The organism is Pigmentiphaga aceris, from assembly GCF_008119665.1.
GTDB classification, from domain to species: domain Bacteria; phylum Pseudomonadota; class Gammaproteobacteria; order Burkholderiales; family Burkholderiaceae_B; genus Pigmentiphaga; species Pigmentiphaga aceris.
This window is the reverse complement of the sequence record NZ_CP043046.1, coordinates 468,044-486,737: the sequence shown is the minus strand read 5'-3', so window position 1 is coordinate 486,737 and position 18,694 is coordinate 468,044. Positions and strand designations below refer to the sequence as shown.

Genomic DNA, 18,694 nt, shown 5'->3' with positions numbered 1-18,694 from the left:
CCTAGCGCGTGCGCATGCGGGGATCGAGGGCGGCGTTGAGCACGTCGGCCACGAAGGTCAGGCCGATGTAGAACACGGCGATGATCAAGACCACCGCCTGCACCACGGGGTAGTCATTGCGCGAGATGGAATCCCAGGCCAGTTGCCCCAGGCCTTGCATGGAGTAGACCGATTCGATCACCACCGAGCCGCCCAGCATGAAGCCGAGTTCCACAGCAGCCAGCGCCACCACGGGGATGATGGCGTTGCGCAGCGCGTGTTTGAACACCACGCGTTTGCGCGACAGGCCCTTGGCGCGGGCGGTACGGATGTAATCGGAACCCAGCACGTCCAGCATGCCGGCACGGGTCAGGCGCATCAGGGACGGCATGGCGTAGTAGCCCAGCGCAATCGCCGGCAACACAAAGTGCTGCCAACTGACGTTACCCGCCACCGGCAGCCATTTCAGTTGCACCGAGAAGATCAGGATCAGCGTCAATGCGAACCAGAAACTGGGCATGGCCTGGCCGACCACGGCGATGCCGAGTGCGACACGGTCCACCCAGGAATCGCGATAGATCGCGGCGGCCACGCCCAGCGGGATTGCCACGAGCACGGCCAGCAGCAGAGAAATGCCGCCCAGCTTCAAGGTGATGGGCAGGCGTTCGCCGATGAGTTCGACAACGGTGTTGGGGAAGTAGAAGGAGCGGCCGAAGTCCAGGTGCAGCGCGGCCCAGAACCATTCGAAGAACTGGGTCGTCATGGGACGGTCCAGTCCGTACTGAATTCGGATTTTCTCGACGTCTGCGGCGCTCGACTCGGGACCGGCAATGGCGGTGGCGAGGTCACCGGACAGGTGCAGCAACATGAAGCTGACGACGGCAACCGTCATCATCACGGCCAGCGCGACCAGCAGCCGGCGGAATATATAAGTCAGCATGGGAATGTGTTGTTCCGCAAAAGTCCGCAAGGAGCGAGACGGGTGTCCCGCCCCTTGCTATCGGAAGAAGCTGGGGAGAATTACTTCCAGCTGGCTCGCACGAAGCGCGGCAGCTCGTCCGGCTGTGCATCGAACTTCAGGTCGGACGTGAACGCGTAGTTGGTGGAGTACGAGAACATCGGTGCCCAGAAGGCTTGCTCGGAGATGCGTTGCAGGGCCTGTGCGTACTTGGCCTTGCGTTCCGCCACATCGACCGTGGTGTCGGCGATCTGCACCATGCCGATGGTTTGCGGGTCTTTGGCGGTGTCGTCCGGGCCGCCCTTGAAGTAGTTGCCGACGAAGGCCGATGCGTCGTTGATCGAGAACGAGCCCCATGCCTGGAAGCTCATCGGCGCGCGGCCAGAGCGCAACTCGTTGCGCAGTGCCGGGTACTGGACGAAGTGCAGGCGGGCACGGATGCCGACCTTGCGCAGGTCGCCCACCATGGCTTCGGCGTATTCACGCTCGCGGTAGGCCCACAGGTCGGTGTCGAAGCCGTTCGGGTAGCCCGCTTCGGCCAGCAGTGCCTTGGCCTTGGCCGGGTCGTAGGTGTACTTGACGACCTTGCCGGTTTCGCAGCCCAGCTGGGTGCGGAAGCACGGTGCAAACACCGGCTGGCTGCCGCCACGCACCAGGCTGTCGGACAGGCCCTTGCGGTTGATGGCGTGATTGACCGCCTGGCGAACACGCACGTCCTTGAAGGGCAGCGTTTCCGGGGTGGTGCCGTTGGCGTTCATGCTCAGGAAGCCAATACGCATGGTTTCGCCGCTGAGCACGGTGATGTTGGACATGGCCTTCATGGATTCGGCCTGGTCGGCGGGTACGCGCCAGATCCAGTCAACCGCACCGGTCATCAACTGCGCGGTGCGTGCTTCCGGATCGCGGATGACGCGGAAGTTGATCTTGCCGATCTTCGGCTGACCCGAGGGTGCGTCCTTGTAGTAATTGACGTTCTTTTCCATGTTCACGCCCTGGCCCGGGATCACCGCGGTGATCTTGTACGGGCCGGTGCCGACCGGTGCCTTGCTGTAGCCCTCGACGCCGACCTTGGCGAAGTAGGCACCCGGGTAGATCGGGGTGGGGCCAGCCAGGTATTCGAGTGCGGCGGGGAATGCCGATACCAGATTCAGGCGGACTTCGTATTCGCCGATTTTCTCGGCGTTCTTGATCCAGTCGGTGTTCTGGCGGGTGGCGATCTTGGCTTCGGGGGCGGTGACCGTGTTGAAGGTGTAGACCACGTCGTCGGCGGTGAACTTGTCGCCATTGTGGAAGGTGACGCCTTGGCGCAAGGTCAGCACCAGTGCGGTGGGCGTTTCCCATTTCCAGCTGAGTGCCAGGCCGGGCTTGTAGGCACCGGTGTCCACATCACGGAAGATCAGTGTGTCCCAACCCAGGGCTGCCAACACCACGCCTTCGCGCATGTTGTTGTGATACGGGCTGATATTGTCGACTTCGTTGTCCGAGGCATAAACCAGGGTGTCATTGCTTTTTCCCGCGTGAGCTGCGGTCGCGCTGGCAGCCAGGACGACAGCCAGACACGCACTGCGCACCACGTTGGTGCTCGCGTGCTTCATTACGGTAGCGAAATGCCTCATTAATAACTCCCTGATCATGGTCGAGGTGGCGATTGAACATACCGTTATGCAAGAACGCGGCCACAATCACGTTTCCATCGTTATAAAATTTCTAAGATTTCGTTGCCTTTAGGGCAAACCACATTCGGGCAAACCTTCAGCGGGTAAACCATCGGCCATGTCTCGTTCTCATCTCGTTGCTCGACAGTTGCAAGACACCGCGCTGCGCTATTTCCTGGAAGTCGTCCGTTGCGGATCTATCAGTGAGGCGTCGGCCCGGCTGAACGTGGCGGGGTCGTCGATCAGCCGGCACATCACGCAGCTGGAATCCTTGCTGGGTACGCCGCTGTTCGAGCGGCACCGGCGCGGCATGATTCCCAGCGCGGCGGGCGAGATGCTGGCCGTGCATGCGCTGAAGGCATCCCACGAAGCCGAGCGTGCGGTCTACGACATCGAAGCCCTGCAAGGCATGCATCGCGGTCGCGTGAAAATTGCGTCGTCGGAAGGCTTTGCGCTGGAATTTCTGCCGCGCATGATTGCCGAGTTCGTGAAGCTGCACCCAGGTCTTCAGTTCTACCTGGACGTGCACACGCCCATTGAGACGACGCGGCGCGTGCAGACTGGGGATGCGGATATTGGCATCACCATGAGCCGGGCACCGCAGACGGGGGTGAACGTGGTGTACCTGGCGGCGTCGCCTGTCACGGCGGTAATGCGCCACGGCCATCCCTTGAGCGGTGAAGCCAGCATTACGCTGGCGCAGTTGCAGGGATACCCGCTCGCGCTACCGGAAACCAGCACCACGGTGCGGCAGCTGTTCGACATTGCGGTCAGCCGCCAACGCCTGCCGCTGGAAGCCACGCTGACCTGCAATTACACCAGCAGCCTGGTGGGATTTTTGCGTTACCACGATGGCATCACGATTGCCGGTGGACTGACGGTACGCAATCAGGTAGATCGGGGGGAACTGGCGAGCGTGCCGTTATCCGACCCGGGACTGGAACTGCGCAATATAGAAGTGCAGACGATGGAGGACCGAACCTTGTCACGGGCCTCGCAGGCGTTTCTGGACTATATGGTCAAGCAGCTGGCCGAGGGCGGGCCTTGACGCGCGAGGGGCGTGATTGGCCGCTGCGGGCGCGATGACTCATAGGCGAAGGGAAAACGGGGCCATTTGCAGGTGAACGACCCCGCCCTTTTTGACCTTGTGCTGCCGATTACGGCAACGAACGCACAAAGCGCTCGATGCGCCGGCAGGCTTCCTCCAATCGCGCCTCGTCCACCACAAAGCCCAGCCGCACGAAGCCACGCGCGCTTTCGCCAAAGGTGCTGGCGTCGATCAGCGATACCTTTTCCGCCTCGAACAGGCGTTCGGTGAAGGCCAGCGGCTCCAGCCCGGTGCCGCTTACGTCGATCAGCATGAACATGCCGGCCTCGGGCAGCAGGCAGCGCAGGCGGGGAATCTGCCCGATGCGTGCGAACACCAAGTCGCGGCGGGTTTGGTAGATGGCCTTCATGTCGGCCACGATGGACTCGCGCTGCTGCAAGGCAGTCATCGCGGCTTGCTGCACAAAGCCTGGCAGGCCGAACAACATGGCCAGCGCCAAGGTGCCCATGTGGCCGATCAATTCCTGCGGGCCGATCGCCCAGCCCACGCGCCAACCGGCCATGGCGTAGGACTTGGACAGGCTGCCCAGCGTGATGCTGCGCTCGGCCATGCCGGGCAAGGATGCGATGCTGACGTGCGTGGGCTCGAAAGTCAGGTCGGCGTAGACCTCGTCGGACAGCACCCACAGGTCGTGCTGGGTCGCGATGTCGGCGATGCGTTGCAGGTCTTCACGCGGCACCACCACCCCGGTCGGGTTGCAAGGCGTGGCGAAGAAGATGGCGCGGGTCTTGTCGGTGACTGCGGCGGCGATGGCGTCGCAGTCCAGGTGGAAGGCGCGGTCGCGGTGCACGGGGACCAACACCAGCGTTGCACCGGTGGCGCGCACGCAGGCTTCATAGGTCAGGTACATGGGCTCGGGCACGATGACTTCATCGCCAGCTTCCAGCAAGCACAAGGACGCCGCGAACAAGGCGTTCTGCGCACCCGGCAGCAGAATCACGTTGGCCACATCCGCATCGCCGCCGTTGCGGGCGCGGTGTTGCTCGGCGATCAGCGCGCGCAGCGGTTCACGGCCGGATTGCGTGGCGTAATGGGTGTCGCCTGCCCGTAAGGCCTCGACCGCACGCTCGACGATGGGTGCCGGTGTGGGGAATTCCGGGTCGCCCACGGTCAGCACGATGACATCCTCGCCCGCGTCCTGCGCCTGCAGCGCCCGACGGTGGATGCCCCAGGCCAGGGCGCGCTTGCCCTGGATGCGATTGACCAAGTCCGCGTACTTCATCTCTTCTCCGGTTTTTGAGCATCGCCGGTCCAAGCAAGGCCGGCGGCCTGTTGTTGATTTTCTTATCCACAGCCGCCGTCGGGGGAGTTACCAACAGCGGCCTGACATGCAAACGTGCCGACTCACATCCCGCTGTAGGTCGGCCCGCCGCTGCCTTCCGGCGTGACCCAGACGATGTTCTGGGTCGGGTCCTTGATATCGCAGGTCTTGCAGTGCACGCAATTCTGCGCGTTGATCTGCAGGCGGTCTTCGCCCGAGTCTTCCTTCACGAACTCGTAGACGCCGGCCGGGCAGTAGCGGGCCTCCGGGCCGCCGTAACGTTTCAGGTTGATCGCCACCGGCACCGACGCATCTTTCAAAGTCAGGTGGGCCGGCTGGTTTTCCTCGTGGCTGACGTTGGCCACAAAGACCGACGACAGCTTGTCGAAGGTGAGCTTGCCGTCGGGCTTGGGGTAGTCGATGGGCGCACAGCTGGCGGCCGGCAGCAGGTATTCGTGGTCGGCCTTTTTGGTGTGCAGCGTCCAGGGCATGCGGCCGCGTAATACCGTCTGCTCCAGCCCAACCATGGCCGTGCCCAGCAGCAAACCCTTGCTCATCCAGGGTTTGAAGTTGCGGGCCTTGTGCAGTTCTTCGTGCAGCCAGGACGCGCGGAAGGCTTCGGGATAGGTGCTCAACACATCGTGCTGGCGGTCCTTGCCCAGCGCCTCGAAGGCCGCTTCGGCCGCCAGCATGCCTGTCTTGATCGCTGCGTGGCTGCCCTTGATGCGGGACGCGTTCAGGAAGCCAGCCTCGCAGCCCGCCAGCGCGCCGCCCGGGAACACCAGCGTCGGCAAGCTGTTCAGCCCGCCCGCCGTGATCGCGCGTGCACCATAGGAAATGCGCTTGCCGCCTTCCAGGTGTTTGCGGATTGCCGGGTGGGTCTTCAGGCGCTGGAATTCCTCGAAGGGCGACAAGTGCGGGTTGCGGTAGGCCAGGCCGATCACACAGCCCACCGACACCGTGCCGTCTGCCCCGTGATACAGGAAGCCGCCGCCGTAGGTCTTGGTGTCCAGCGGCCAGCCGGCGGAGTGCACCACCAGGCCGGGCTTGCGCTGGGCTTCCGGCACTTCCCACAATTCCTTGATGCCTATGCCGTAGGACTGCGGATCGCTGTTGGCGCGCAAGTCGAAGCGTTCCATCAGCTCGCGGCCCAGGTGGCCGCGTGTGCCTTCACAGAACAGCGTGTACTTGGCGTTCAGCTGCATGCCGGGCTGGTAGTTGCCGCCGGGCTCGCCGTTCTTCTCGATGCCCATGTCGCCGGTAATCACCCCGCGCACCGAGCCATCGTCGCCGTAGACCACCTGGGCGGCGGCAAAGCCGGGGAAGATTTCCACTTCCAATGCTTCAGCCTGCTGGCCCAGCCACTTCACCACGTCCGACAGGCTGATGACGTAGTTGCCGTGATTCTGGAAACAGTCCGGCAGCAGGAAGTTCGGCACCTTGTGCGCGCCCGTCTTGGTCAGGAACAGGAACTGGTCCTCGACCACCGGCACATTCAGTGGCGCGCCGTCGGCCTGCCAGTCGGGCAGCAATTCCGTGATGGCACGCGGATCCATCACCGCGCCAGACAGAATATGGGCGCCGACTTCCGCACCCTTTTCCAGCACACAGACGGAAAGCTCGCGCGATTGCGACTTTGCCAGCTGCTTCAGGCGAATGGCGGCAGCCAGGCCGGCGGGGCCACCACCAACGATGACCACGTCATAGTCCATTTCGTCGCGTGCCACGTCCATCGTTTCGCCAGCCATCCTCGTTCCTTTGCAGTCTCGCCAGACCGGGGAACAGGCCTGCGCGCGGCCCATTTCGTATGAACCGGAGCGCAGCTTAAACACGCCAGGCGCCCTGCCCGCTTGGATAAGCAGCGCTGATGTTCAGAAGAAGCAACACGCAAGCTGGCCATTGGTGAGAGCCGCCTTACACGCGCTTCTACTCAAAATCAGTGTTTCTTATATTTGCGGGGTTTTTGCGCACCCCACGCACACTGCGTCCATCAAAAACGCGGAGTGCTTCTCGTGAATAGTTACGATGTGATCGTCATCGGTGCGGGCGTGGTCGGTAGCTCGGTGGCATTCCACCTGGCTCAGCTCGGCGCCAAGCGGGTCCTGTTGCTGGACCGTGGCACCATCGGTGCCGGTACCACGTCCCAGTCGTCAGGCATCTTGCGCACCCATTACTCGGTGTCCGAGAACGTCGAGCTGGCGCGCCGCTCCTGGCAGGTCTTCAACAACTTCGCCGCCTACGTGGGCGACGAAGACGCCTCGGCCGGCTTGGTCAAGTGCGGCTACCTGATCGCCGCACCGGAAAGCGACAAGCTTGGCCCGCTGCGCGCCTCGCTGGCCCAGCAAGTGGACCAAGGCATTCCGCTGGAATACCTGAGCGCCCAGCAAGCCAGCGAGCTGCTGCCGATCTGCCGCTTCGACGACGCCGCCGTCATCGGCTACGAGCCGGAAGCCGGTTTCGCCGACGCTTACATGGTCGCCACCAGCTTTGCGCGCAGCGCCCGCCGCGGCGGTGTGACCGTGAAGGAAAACGTCAACGTCAACCGCGTGCTGATCGAAAACGGCAAGGTGGTGGGCGTGTCCACCAGCGCCGGTGACTTCGCCTGCGAAACGGTGGTCAGCACCCAGAACATCTGGACCCCGGAACTGGCTGCCTGGGTGAACGTGCCCATGCCCGTGGTGCCCGAGCGCCACGCCGTGCTGGCACTGGAATGCGAAGCCGCCCCGTACACCTTCAAGATGCCCGTCTATAAAGACCTGGGTTCGCCGGGCATGCTGTACTGCCGCAGCTACGGCGGCAACCAGATGCTGGTGAGCGAAGGCATCGTGGGTGAAAAGCTGGGTGGCCCGGAAGCCGAACAAGGCGACATCCCGCTGGACTACGTGGCCGAAGTGGGCGAACAGGTTGCCGACCGCTTCCCCGCCTACGGCGAAGCCGGCCTGGCCTCGTCGTGGACCGGCGTGTACGACGTGACCCCGGACTGGAACCCGGTGCTGGGCCGCGTGCCTGGCGTGCAAGGCCTGATCGTGGGCTACGGCTTCTCGGGCCACGGCTTCAAGCTGTCGCCCACCGTGGGCAAGGTGCTGGCGCAGGAAGCGCTGGGCCTGGCCACCGACGTGTCGCTCACCCCGTACGACATCACCCGCTTTGCCACCGGCAACCTGCTGACCGGCAAGTACGGCCTGGGCGCGGTGTCCTGATGTCTGCCGTGCGTGTTGGCTGGTTGCACGAGCTGCCCGCCGAGCCCTGGAAAAACGGCGGCGGCACCACCCGCACCCTGGCCCAGGGCGGCCCGGACGCCCAGGGCAAACCGGGCTGGCGCGTGAGCCTGGCCGACATCGCACGCGACGGCGCGTATTCCAGCTTCGTCGGCCAGCAACGCCACTCGCTGATATTGAATGGCGAAGGCGTGGACCTGGCCGACGGCGACACGCAGCTGGCGCTGCGCCGCCACCAACCCGTGGCCTACGCCGGTGCCCCCGCCTGGGACGCCACCCTGGTCGACGGTCCGGTGCGCGCACTGAACGTGATGGTGGACGAGACGCGCTTTGGCGCCAGCATCGAGTCCGTCGTCGAATCCGTCACCAGCGCGCAGCAAGTAAGCGCGTCTGAAGTACGCCTGATCGTCGCCTTCAACCAGGAAGGCCAGCTCGACGCCGCCGACACCAGCCTGCGTCTTCACGCCGGCGAATTCGCGGTAGACACCACCGCAATCGAACCCTTTTTGCTGGCCCAAGCCGGCACGGCACAGGCCGGCACGCTGGCCCTGATCCGAATCTGGCCGCTCGCCGACACGGCGCCCGGCCTTGCATCACCGAGGAAAACCGACTCATGAAGATCATCACCGCCGTCAAACGCGTGGTCGACTACAACGTCTCTGTCCGCGTGAAGTCCGACCAATCGGGCGTGGACATCGCCAACGTGAAAATGTCCATGAACCCCTTCGACGAAATCGCCGTCGAAGAGGCCACCCGCCTGCGCGAAAAAGGCCAGGCCACCGAAGTGGTTGCCGTCAGCTGCGGCGTGCTGCAGTCGCAGGAAACCCTGCGCACCGCGCTGGCCATCGGTGCCGACCGCGCCGTGCTGGTGCAGACCGACGCGGAACTTCAACCGCTGGCCGTCGCCAAACTGCTGAAGGCCGTGGTCGACAAAGAACAACCGCAGCTCGTCATCCTGGGCAAACAAGCCATCGACGACGACGCCAACCAGACCGGCCAAATGCTGGCTGCCCTGCTGGACTGGCCGCAAGCCACCTTTGCCAGCAAGGTCGAGGTCGCAGACGGCGTGGCCACGGTGACGCGTGAAGTCGACGGCGGTGCAGAAGTGGTTCGCCTGACCCTGCCGGCCATCGTGACCACCGACCTGCGCCTGAACGAACCGCGCTATGTCACGCTGCCCAATATCATGAAGGCAAAGAAGAAGCCGCTGGAGACGCTGACGCCCGAGGCGCTGGGTGTGGACCCGGCCCCGCGCCTGCAGACCCTGAAAGTGGTGGAACCCGCCGCCCGCAAGGCCGGCGTGAAGGTGCCCGACGTGGCTACCCTGGTGGACAAGCTGAAGAACGAAGCGAAGGTGATCTGATCATGACGACCCTGGTAATTGCCGAACACAACAACGGTTCGATCAAAAGCGCGACTTTGAATACCGTGGCCGCTGCCCGCTTGCTGGGTGCGCCGGTGCATGTGCTGGTGGCCGGTTCCGGCGCACGCGGTGCTGCCGATGCAGCGGCTGCGGTTGAAGGTGTGGAAAAAGTGCTGCTGGCTGATGCCGCGCATTTGGGCGACTTCCTGGCCGAGAACGTGTCGGCGCAGGTGCTGGCCGTGGCCGCCGGCTACAGCCACCTGCTGTTCGCCGCCACCGCCAGCGGCAAGAACGTGGCCCCGCGCGTGGCCGCCAAGCTGGATGTGGCGCAGATCTCCGAGATCATCTCGGTGGAATCGCCGGATACTTTCAGCCGCCCGATCTACGCCGGCAACGCGGTTGCAACCGTGAAGTCCGCTGATGCGGTGAAGGTCATCACCGTGCGTACCACCGCTTTCGAGGCGGTTGCTTCGGTGGGTGGTACTGCTGCAGTTGAATCCGTAGCCGCCGCCGCAGCTTCCGACAAGGTGTCCTTCGTGTCCCGCGAAGTCGCCAAGAACGAACGCCCCGAACTGACCAGCGCCCGCAGCGTGGTGTCTGGCGGCCGCGGCCTGGGCAGCGCCGAGAACTTCAAGATCCTCGACCCGCTGGCCGAAAAGCTGGGCGCGGCACTGGGCGCCTCGCGCGCCGCCGTGGATGCGGGTTACGCCCCCAACGACTGGCAAGTCGGCCAGACCGGCAAGATCGTCGCCCCGCAGCTGTACGTGGCGGTCGGCATCTCCGGCGCCATCCAGCACTTGGCCGGCATGAAAGACGCCAAAGTCATCGTCGCCATCAACAAAGACGGCGAAGCCCCCATCTTCGGTCTGGCCGACTACGGCCTGACGGACGACCTGTTCCAGGCCGTACCGCAGTTGACCGCCGCCCTGTAATCAGAAAGCCTCCCTCCCCCGCTGCCGCCTTGTGCGGCAGTGTGCATTTCAGAAGGAACATCGCATGAACGCAACGCCGAATTTCTCGCGCCCCGATAACGAAGTCGAACTGCGCTACGAAGCCGGTTCGGCCGAATGGGCTGCGCTGCAGCCGTTCTTGAAGTCGACTGAGGTCGTCGAAGTCCCCGCCTTCATCAACGGCAAGAAAATCTTCTCGAACGACACCTTCGAGATCCGTGCGCCGCACGACCAGTCGCGCCTGCTGGCCCGCGTGCACCGCCCCTCGGTCGAGCAGATCAAGGAATCCATCGCCGGCAACCTCGCCGCCGCGCGCGACTGGGCCGAGCTGCCCTTCGCCGACCGCGCCGCGATCATGCACCGCGCCGCCGCAATCATTGCCGACCGCGATCGCCATCGCATCAACGCCGCGACCATGCTCGGCCAGAGCAAGACCATCGAAGAAGCCGAACCCGACAGCGCCTGCGAACTGATCGACTTCCTGCGCTTCAACACCACCAACGCCCAGCGCATCTACAACGACCAGCCGCCCTCGACCCGCCACGCGCAGAACCGCGCCGACTGGCGCCCGCTGGAAGGCTTCATCTACGGCGTGTCGCCGTTCAACTTCACCGCCATCGGCACCGGCATCTCGTGCACGCCCGCCATCATGGGCAACGTGGTGCTGTGGAAGCCCTCCGACAAGTCGGCCCTGTCCAACTGGATCTTCTACGAAGCCCTGCTGGAAGCCGGCCTGCCCCCGGGCGTCATCAACTTCGTGCCGGGTGAAGCCGTCGCAACCACCGACGCCGTGTTCTCCTCGCGCGACTTCGCCGGCCTGCACTTCACCGGTTCCTCGTCGGTCTTCCGTTCGATGTGGGCCCGCGCCGCTGGCGGCATCGAGAACTACCGCACCTTCCCGCGCCTGGTTGGTGAAACCGGCGGCAAGGACTTCGTGCTCGCCCACCCCTCGGCCAACGCCGACGAAGTGGCAGTCGCGCTGGTGCGCGGCGCCTTCGGCTACGGCGGCCAGAAGTGCAGCGCCGCCTCGCGTACGTATATCCCCAAGAGCCTGTGGCCGGCCGTGCGCGAACGCATGCAAAGCATCCTCGGCTCGCTGAAGGTCGGTGACGTCGCAGAGCGCGACACCTACCTCGGCGCCGTGATCGACCGCGCCTCGTGGACCCGCCTGTCGGCCCGCATCGACGAAGCCAAGAACGACAGCGGCGTGAAGATCGTCGCCGGCGGCAAGTATTGGGACGAGCCGGGCTTCTTCATCGAGCCGACCGTGATCGAAGTGTCGGACCCGCTGCACGCGCTGATGCGTGACGAGCTGTTCGGACCGATCCTGGCGGTGTACGTGTACGAAGACGCCAAGTGGAGCGAAACGCTGCCGCTGATCGACTCGACCACCGCGTATGCACTGACCGGCTCGATCTTCTCGACCGATCGCGCGGCGCTGCTGGAAGCACAACGTGTGCTGATCAATGCCGTGGGCAATCTGTACATCAACGACAAGCCCACCGGCGCAGTCGTCGGCCAGCATCCGTTTGGCGGCGGCCGCGCCAGCGGCACGAACGACAAGGCTGGTTCGTATATGAATCTGCTGCGTTGGACGTCGGCGAGAGTGGTTAAGGAGACTTACGCGCCGGCGCGGGGGTTCTAATTAACAACCGCTCTTTACCGCAACAATTCCTCTATCGTTAAAAACGAGACCTCCCTGCTACGTAGCAGGGAGCTTTCGAAAACGAAAACCCCAATCAAATTTTTAGACGCAGCAACACCTCTAAAATTGAGGAAAATTACACGCCACCCAGAACAAGACTAATTTCAAATACCTAACACCCGGCTTCTGACAGCTTATCGCCGCCAGCCCTCTTACCAGATCAACTCAGCAAACCTATAAAACCTTATGCACATACAATCCGCAATAGCGAGTCTTAATCAGCCGCCGAATATCATCAAGCGACGTCATCAGCCTAATGTTATCTAAAGTTATGACAATCACGCGAATACCTTCCTGTAGCGCGCTCCGAATTACACCCACAGCCCCCGGCTCATTTCCATTCCCATTTATAAATCCGCCAGTAACCCCATTAGCCGCCACAAATATTCCTGTTTTTAAGCTGCGGCGCCTGAGCTTCGCAATAAAGTTATCCAAAGCCTTCGCATCAACATGAGCACTCCAGTTCTTGCACTCGACAAGAATTACCGCCTCCCATGGACGAAGCACCTCTTCTCGCTGGGCATTCCAAAGTACTATATCAATTTCTTCAGATGCCATCATAATATCGTGCTCAGCGACCTCAACACCATCTAAATGTTCAAACAAATAGATAGCAAGATTCTCAAATCGCGCACCCTTTTCATTATTAGAAACAGCAGAATCGACATCCGCAATTAAAACTGCCAAACGAGCGGGGTCGAACATCAGTACTCCCCTCCGTAAAGCAATTCGCGGATTTTATGTTTAAATAAATTAACCATACCCTCTGAATCAGAGACATGAATTAGATCATCTCTATCCAGAGCAATAGCATTAATACCTTCCTCCTTTCTTAGGCGCGAAAGAAGCTTTAGTGTACGAGCGTCATTTTTACCCGTTGTAGCGAGCACAACTGCTTTGAGACCGCTAATTCTCGCCCGATGAAGAAACTTTGAAAGGACATCAGCAGTCATCCCCCGAATTGACTTTAGTTCGATCGCAATCGGATTTCCAAGAACAGTAAGTTCGTAATCCTCCCTCGAGTTCCAGATCACGCAATCAAAACCGTCATCACGTCTATGATTTCGCTCAGATTCGATTACCTCCCAACCAGGCACACTCTTCGCCGCTTCCACAAACCACCGTTCAAAACGGTGCCCTCGGGCAGCACCTTCATAAGAAAAAAGTGCGCGAAAGTCACCTATCGGAGATAGATAACCTTGGGGTGACGGCAGATAGTCAGAATCTCGTGGATTGCGATACCCAATGAACAGATTCTTCTTTCGGACAGCCTCTTCAATAGCATCTTGAACTCGAAAAGCGATGTTTTCAACAGACTCAACCAGAGGATCAATCGTAAATACTCGTTGCCCAAGCACTTCCACAGGAGGAGCCACTGACTTTTCGGCCAAAATTACTACAGGCTTTCCGGACCCATGCGCAAGCCCAATCTCATAATACAAGTACGGAGACTCTTTAGATATATAAGCCACCAATACATCAGATATATTGATCAGCCCCCATATTGCCTGAGCAATCGAGCCAACCCGGGAAAAATCACCGACAGTTTCTATCCGATAGTTCTCATACGCCGCTAACTCCTGTAGCGCTGCCAACACTACGTCTCGGCCTCGGTGATTAGACAGGTATCCAATAATTTTCATCACGCAAGCCCAATCAAACGAAACAGATTCATCTTCCACCCCATCGAAAATCTTTCAAAGCAATACGCAAGTCCCTGCAATAATTTAAATTCGGCGTATCTCGGACACTATGCGAGCGCAATAACCTGACTTATCGAGCCACCGTACGCGAAGGTTGTCAACTCAACTTAGTTCTACCCACATATCACTGGAAGCTAGTCCCATCGCAGGCCCCATTTGCCGCGCCACCATTTTTTCCCACGCCATCAACATTACATCTCGTGCCTCTCCAGGCAACTTCCCCATTTCATTCTCGCGGTAGGCCATATAGAAAGTGCGCGTCAGGACCGGATACGGGTCGCCCGCAGCACGTAGTCGTGACACGGGCAACACCTGCAACGTGGGAATCAGATGCCGCGACTGCCAGATGCACAGCGGCGTAGTCAGTGCAAAGCCAAGCCCTTCAGACACCAGACTCAGCAACGGATCGGTCGCATCGAACTCATAACTGCGCTCGAAGAACTCCCCCAATCCCTCCAGATACCGGTCTACATCCTGACCGATGACAGAGCGCGAGCTATAGCGAATGAACTGCAACCGCCGAGCAATGTCCCCAAAGCTGCGGCAGCCCGACAGGTCGAAATCCTTGGGCAGCACCAACAGGTAGGGTTCAGTAAAGATAGTCTGCCGCTTAATCCCAGGCCGACTACTAACCGAACTAGTCGTCACCGCAATATCCAACTGCCGATTCTCAAGCAGCGAGTCCAGCACTGGCGTCAGCCCCGACCACAACCGAATCTGCCGCGAAGCCCCTGACAACCCACGAATCAACGTCGGCCCAATCGTCGCCGCAAACGAATCCACGCACCCGAACCGAACAATATGCCGCTTTGCACGGCTCAAATTCCGCACCCCTTCAACCATCTCATCCGCCCGCTGCAACAACTGCGTGGCGTGTTCGAACAGCCGTTCTCCGGCGGTCGTGGGTTTGGCGGGGCGGGTGCTGCGATCTAGAAGGCTGGTTTCCAGCGAGGCTTCAAGCAGCTTGATGCGCTGCGACACGGCTGCTTGGGAGATACCCAGCAGCGTGGCGGCAGCGGAGACGGACTTGGAATCGACCACGGCCACCCAGGTGGTGAGCAGGCTCCAGTCGGGATAGCTCTCCCGGGCGGCCAGGGTCGTGGGACTTGCTTTGGGCATGCAGGGCACCAGCATTGCGTTGTTGCCCTTGAGAGTAATCGACTTAGACGAGAGAGGCTTGGAGTTTCTCGACGGCGGCGGTGACCATCTTGCGGACGACGGGGGAGATTTGCGCCGACAGGTCGGGCCGGTAGTCGAAGGGTGCGGTCTCGTTCATGTACGTGGATTGGCACATTTCCAGCTGCACGGCGTGGATGTTCTGGGCCGGGCGGCCGTAGTGGCGGGTGATGTGACCGCCCTTGAATCGACCGTTCACGACCCACGTGAAATCGCTAACGTCGTCCAAAGAAGAAGTGATTGCCTGCACGATGTCTTCGCTGCATGCGGAGCCTGCGCCGGTGCCGATGTTCAGGTCGGGCAGTTTGCCGTCGAACAGGCGGGGCAGCACGCTGGCAATGGAGTGCGCTTCCCAAAGCAGTGCGCCGCCGTGCGCGGCTTTGATGCGCTGGATTTCTTCTTCCAGTTTGTCGTGGTACGGCTTCCAGTAGCCGGCCAGGCGTTCCTGGATGTCGGCGTCGGTGGGTGCCTGGCCTTCCAGGTACAGCGGTTCACCGCGGAAGGTTTCCGTGGGGCACAGGCCGGTGGTGGTTTGGCCGGGATACAGGCTTTCGTTGTTCGGCGGGCGGTTCAGGTCGATGACGTAGCGCGAGTGGGTGGCGGCCAGCACGGATGCGCCCAGTTCGTCGGCGAAGGCGTAGACCTGTTCCAGGTGCCAGTCGGTGTCGGCGATCTGGCTTGCCACGTCGGTCATGCGCGCGGCGTACTGCGGCGGGATGATGCGGCCGAGGTGGGGGATGGAGATCAGCAGCGGCGACTTGCCTTGCTTGAATACGAATTTCGGGTCGGACATGGACGTCGTCTTCCTTGATGAATTGGGTTACAGCGCAGTGGATGGCGGTGTGGATGCACTGCCAAACGGCCCACAAAACGGCCCGGCACCTGTCAGCGGTGCAAGATAACTCGCATCGAGTTCTGCTGCACGCGGGCATCCCAGCAGGCGCAGGCAGGTGTCGAATTCTGCACGCAGAATCGTCAGCACGTCGGCCGGCCCGGATTCACCGTCGGCCGCCAGGCCGTACAGGGGCGCACGGCCCAGCAGTACGGCGGATGCGCCCAGCGACACGGCCTTGGCGATGTCGCTGCCCCGGCGCACGCCCCCGTCGATGATGACGTCGAAGTGTTTGTGCCCGACGGAATCAACGGTTTGCGCCAGGATTTCCAACGGGCTGAGTGCACCGTCCAATTGCCTTCCGCCGTGATTGGATAGGACCACGCCATCGGCACCGTGCTGTTTGGCCAGTTCAGCATCGGCGACGCGCTGCACGCCTTTGACCAGCACGCGCCCCTTCCAGTGCTTGCGTACCCAGGCCAAGTCGCTCCAGGCCAGGCGGGTGTCCATTTGCCGGCTCATGGCGGCGGCCTGGGCTTCGATGTTTTCAGATACGCCTGCGCTGCGCGCCAGGTTGGCCAACTGCGGCACACCGTGGCGGCCCACGGCCATCAGCCAGCGCGGGTGCGAAATCACGTCCCACAGCAGGCGGGGCGTCCACTTCAACGGCAGGGTGAAACCGGTGCGGGCGTAGTGGTCGCGTTTGCCGGTGACGGGGGTGTCCACGGTCAGCAGCAAGGTGTGCATGCCGCAGGCTTGCGCACGCGCCATCATGCTTTCGGCGATGCGGCGGTCTTGCTGCACGTAGAGTTGCAGCCACAGGTCGCCAGTGGGCGCGGCGTTGCGCACGTCTTCCATCAGGGAATTGGACGCGGTGGACAACACGAAGGGCAAGCCGGCGGCAGTGGCGGCGCGGGCCAGGGTTTCTTCGGCGCGGTGGCGGTACAGGCCGTTCAGGCCGGTGGGACCGACGATGGCGGGGAATGCCAGGGATGACCCGGCCACGTTGACGACGGTGTCGACCGCGCTTACGTCGATCAATACGCGTGGCAGGAAGCTCAGCGCCGCATACGCGTCGCGGTTGCGCTGCATGCTGCGCCAGTCTTCCGCGCCCCCTTCCAGGTAGCCCCAGGCAAAGCGCGGCAAGTAAGCACGCGCCGCATCTCGGTAGTCCACTACGCTGGCACGCATCGCAGTCTCGTTCTCTGGCGGAAAGTCAGGCGGAATGTGAAGTCAGCCCGGCGAATGCAAACGCCGGGGCGAGATCAGGGAAAGACACACGGCGCTGGCATCGTGCGCGGCATGCTTGCAGCACGACGGCGGCGAAGCCGAACACCAGCGCCCACCGTCAAGCAGCAGGCAGCACACGCCCCGGATTCATGATGCCCTTCGGATCGAACAAGCCCTTCACCTGCCGCATCATCGCCAGCTCGACCGGATCCTTGTACTTGCTCATCTCGGCCACGTGCGCGGAACCAATGCCGTGTTCCGCGCTGAACGTCCCGCCCATGCTTGCGGCGATGTCGTACAGCGCGTGCGCCACGCGGCGTGCGTAGGCCGGCTTGTCTTCGATGCCTGCCCACACGTCGTGCGGGATCATGGTGATGTAGTGCAGGTTGCCGTCACCCATATGGCCCACCACCACCTGGCGGGCGATGGGGAACTCACGTTTCACCGTGGCTTCGGCCTGGGCGATGAAGTCGGGAATGCGGTGGATGGGCACGGCGATGTCGTGCGACAGGCCCATGCCTTCATGGCGATTGCACTCGGTCACCGCATGGCGAATCTTCCATATGTCCTGGCGCTGCTTTTCACTGCTGGCGACGATCGCATCTTCAATCGCACCAGACTCCAATGACGGCGTCAGCACCGTCATCAGTTTCTCGGACAAGGTGTCGTCGTTGGCCTGCGGCGTGGCCAGTTCCACCAGCACGTACCAGTTGGCGGGTTGCGCCAGCGGGTCACGCGTGCCGTGCGCATGCGCCAGCACGATTTCCATTTCGCTGCGCGAGATGATTTCCAGGCCGTCCAGCGTGCCGGGGAAGGCACCCTGCAGGCGCAGGCCTTCGTCGACGGCAGCTTCCACGGTCGCCAGGCCCAGCAGTGCGGTGACTACGGTGCGGGGCTTGGGGAACAGCTTCAGCGATGCGCCGGTGATCACGCCCAGCGTGCCCTCGGCGCCCATGAACAAGTGCTTCATGTCGTAGCCGCTGTTGTTCTTGCGCAGGGTGCGCAGGCCGTTCCAGATGGTGCCGTCGGGCAGCACCACTTCCACGCCCAGCACCAGGTCGCGGGTATTGCCGTAGCGCAGGACGTTGGTGCCGCCGGCGTTGGTCGACAGGTTGCCGCCGATCTGGCAGGAGCCTTCCGCACCCAGGCTCAGCGGGAAGATCCGTTCCACCGACAACGCGGCCTCGTGGATCACGCCCAGCACGCAGCCGCCGTCCACCGTCATGGCGTTGTCGCGCGGGTTGATGTCGCGAATGCGGTTCATGCGCAGCAGGTTCAGCACGATGCTGCAGCCCTGCTGGTCGGGGATGGCCCCACCGCACACGCTGGTGTTGCCGCCCTGCGGGAACACCGACACGTCGTGTTCGTTGCACCATGCCAGCACCTTGGACACGGCTTCGGTGCTGCGCGGGAACACCACGCAGGCGGCGACGCCGGCGTTGCGGCCCCACCAGTCGGCCACATAGGCCTGCATGTCGGCGGCGGTATCGACCACATCGGTATCGCCCACCAGGCCGCGCATCGCGGCGACCACTTCCTGTTGCTGCTTCATCACG

Annotated in this window: 16 protein-coding genes; 6 read left to right on the top strand and 10 right to left on the bottom strand. The window is 62.2% G+C overall.

What is annotated here, in order from left to right; all coding sequences use genetic code 11:
• Position 1: 1 nt before the first annotated feature.
• Complete coding sequence (locus FXN63_RS02045; RefSeq protein WP_148812374.1) at positions 2-919, bottom strand: ABC transporter permease; 918 nt, start codon at positions 917-919, stop codon at positions 2-4.
• A gap of 80 nt (positions 920-999) precedes the next feature.
• Complete coding sequence (locus tag FXN63_RS02040) at positions 1,000-2,532, bottom strand: ABC transporter substrate-binding protein (RefSeq protein WP_148812372.1); 1,533 nt, start codon at positions 2,530-2,532, stop codon at positions 1,000-1,002.
• 178 nt (positions 2,533-2,710) lie between these two features.
• Here FXN63_RS02040 and FXN63_RS02035 point away from each other — a divergent pair, with 178 nt between their 5' ends.
• Positions 2,711-3,640, top strand: a complete 930-nt coding sequence (locus tag FXN63_RS02035) for a LysR family transcriptional regulator (protein WP_148812370.1) — start codon at positions 2,711-2,713, stop codon at positions 3,638-3,640.
• A gap of 109 nt (positions 3,641-3,749) precedes the next feature.
• On the opposite strand, the gene FXN63_RS02030 is transcribed toward FXN63_RS02035, so the two are convergent.
• Together FXN63_RS02030 and FXN63_RS02025 are read right to left on the bottom strand one after the other, a co-directional pair.
• Complete coding sequence (locus tag FXN63_RS02030; protein WP_148812368.1) at positions 3,750-4,922, bottom strand: pyridoxal phosphate-dependent aminotransferase; 1,173 nt, start codon at positions 4,920-4,922, stop codon at positions 3,750-3,752.
• A gap of 122 nt (positions 4,923-5,044) precedes the next feature.
• Positions 5,045-6,709, bottom strand: a complete 1,665-nt coding sequence (locus FXN63_RS02025; RefSeq protein ID WP_187395070.1) for an electron transfer flavoprotein-ubiquinone oxidoreductase — start codon at positions 6,707-6,709, stop codon at positions 5,045-5,047.
• Between the two features lie 264 nt (positions 6,710-6,973).
• On the opposite strand from FXN63_RS02025, the gene FXN63_RS02020 reads away from it, so the two are divergent.
• From FXN63_RS02020 to pruA, 5 genes are all read left to right on the top strand, one after another.
• The gene (locus FXN63_RS02020; RefSeq protein ID WP_148812366.1) at positions 6,974-8,161 is read left to right on the top strand and encodes an NAD(P)/FAD-dependent oxidoreductase; all 1,188 of its coding nucleotides are present in this window, start codon (positions 6,974-6,976) and stop codon (positions 8,159-8,161) included.
• Positions 8,161-8,796 (top strand): HutD/Ves family protein, encoded by a 636-nt coding sequence (locus FXN63_RS02015; RefSeq protein WP_148812364.1) that lies wholly within the window; start codon positions 8,161-8,163, stop codon positions 8,794-8,796. Before FXN63_RS02020 ends, FXN63_RS02015 begins: the two co-directional genes overlap by 1 nt.
• Entirely contained in the window at positions 8,793-9,542 is a 750-nt protein-coding gene (locus FXN63_RS02010) for an electron transfer flavoprotein subunit beta/FixA family protein (protein WP_148812362.1), read from the top strand. Before FXN63_RS02015 ends, FXN63_RS02010 begins: the two co-directional genes overlap by 4 nt.
• 2 nt (positions 9,543-9,544) lie before the next feature.
• The gene (locus FXN63_RS02005) at positions 9,545-10,474 is read left to right on the top strand and encodes an electron transfer flavoprotein subunit alpha/FixB family protein (RefSeq protein WP_148812360.1); all 930 of its coding nucleotides are present in this window, start codon (positions 9,545-9,547) and stop codon (positions 10,472-10,474) included.
• A gap of 64 nt (positions 10,475-10,538) precedes the next feature.
• Positions 10,539-12,137, top strand: coding sequence for an L-glutamate gamma-semialdehyde dehydrogenase (gene pruA / locus FXN63_RS02000; protein ID WP_148812358.1), 1,599 nt, complete (start codon positions 10,539-10,541; stop codon positions 12,135-12,137).
• Between the two features lie 234 nt (positions 12,138-12,371).
• Here the strand turns inward: pruA and FXN63_RS01995 are convergent, their stop codons facing one another.
• From FXN63_RS01995 to FXN63_RS01970, 6 genes are all read right to left on the bottom strand, one after another.
• Positions 12,372-12,902: a restriction endonuclease gene (locus FXN63_RS01995; RefSeq protein ID WP_148812356.1), complete on the bottom strand. Its 531-nt coding sequence runs from the start codon at positions 12,900-12,902 to the stop codon at positions 12,372-12,374.
• Positions 12,902-13,879 (bottom strand): hypothetical protein, encoded by a 978-nt coding sequence (locus FXN63_RS01990; protein WP_222863990.1) that lies wholly within the window; start codon positions 13,877-13,879, stop codon positions 12,902-12,904. Before FXN63_RS01990 ends, FXN63_RS01995 begins: the two co-directional genes overlap by 1 nt.
• 123 nt (positions 13,880-14,002) lie before the next feature.
• Positions 14,003-15,019, bottom strand: coding sequence for a LysR family transcriptional regulator (locus FXN63_RS01985; protein WP_148812354.1), 1,017 nt, complete (start codon positions 15,017-15,019; stop codon positions 14,003-14,005).
• Positions 15,020-15,062: 43 nt separating this feature from the next.
• Positions 15,063-15,869: an N-formylglutamate deformylase gene (gene hutG / locus FXN63_RS01980; protein ID WP_148812351.1), complete on the bottom strand. Its 807-nt coding sequence runs from the start codon at positions 15,867-15,869 to the stop codon at positions 15,063-15,065.
• A gap of 27 nt (positions 15,870-15,896) precedes the next feature.
• A complete protein-coding gene (locus FXN63_RS01975; RefSeq protein ID WP_148812349.1) occupies positions 15,897-17,099 on the bottom strand; it encodes an alpha-hydroxy acid oxidase in 1,203 nt (400 codons plus the stop codon).
• 157 nt (positions 17,100-17,256) lie between these two features.
• On the bottom strand, positions 17,257-18,690 hold the full coding sequence (locus FXN63_RS01970; RefSeq protein ID WP_148812347.1) for an FAD-binding oxidoreductase: 1,434 nt from the start codon (positions 18,688-18,690) through the stop codon (positions 17,257-17,259).
• Positions 18,691-18,694: the final 4 nt, after the last annotated feature.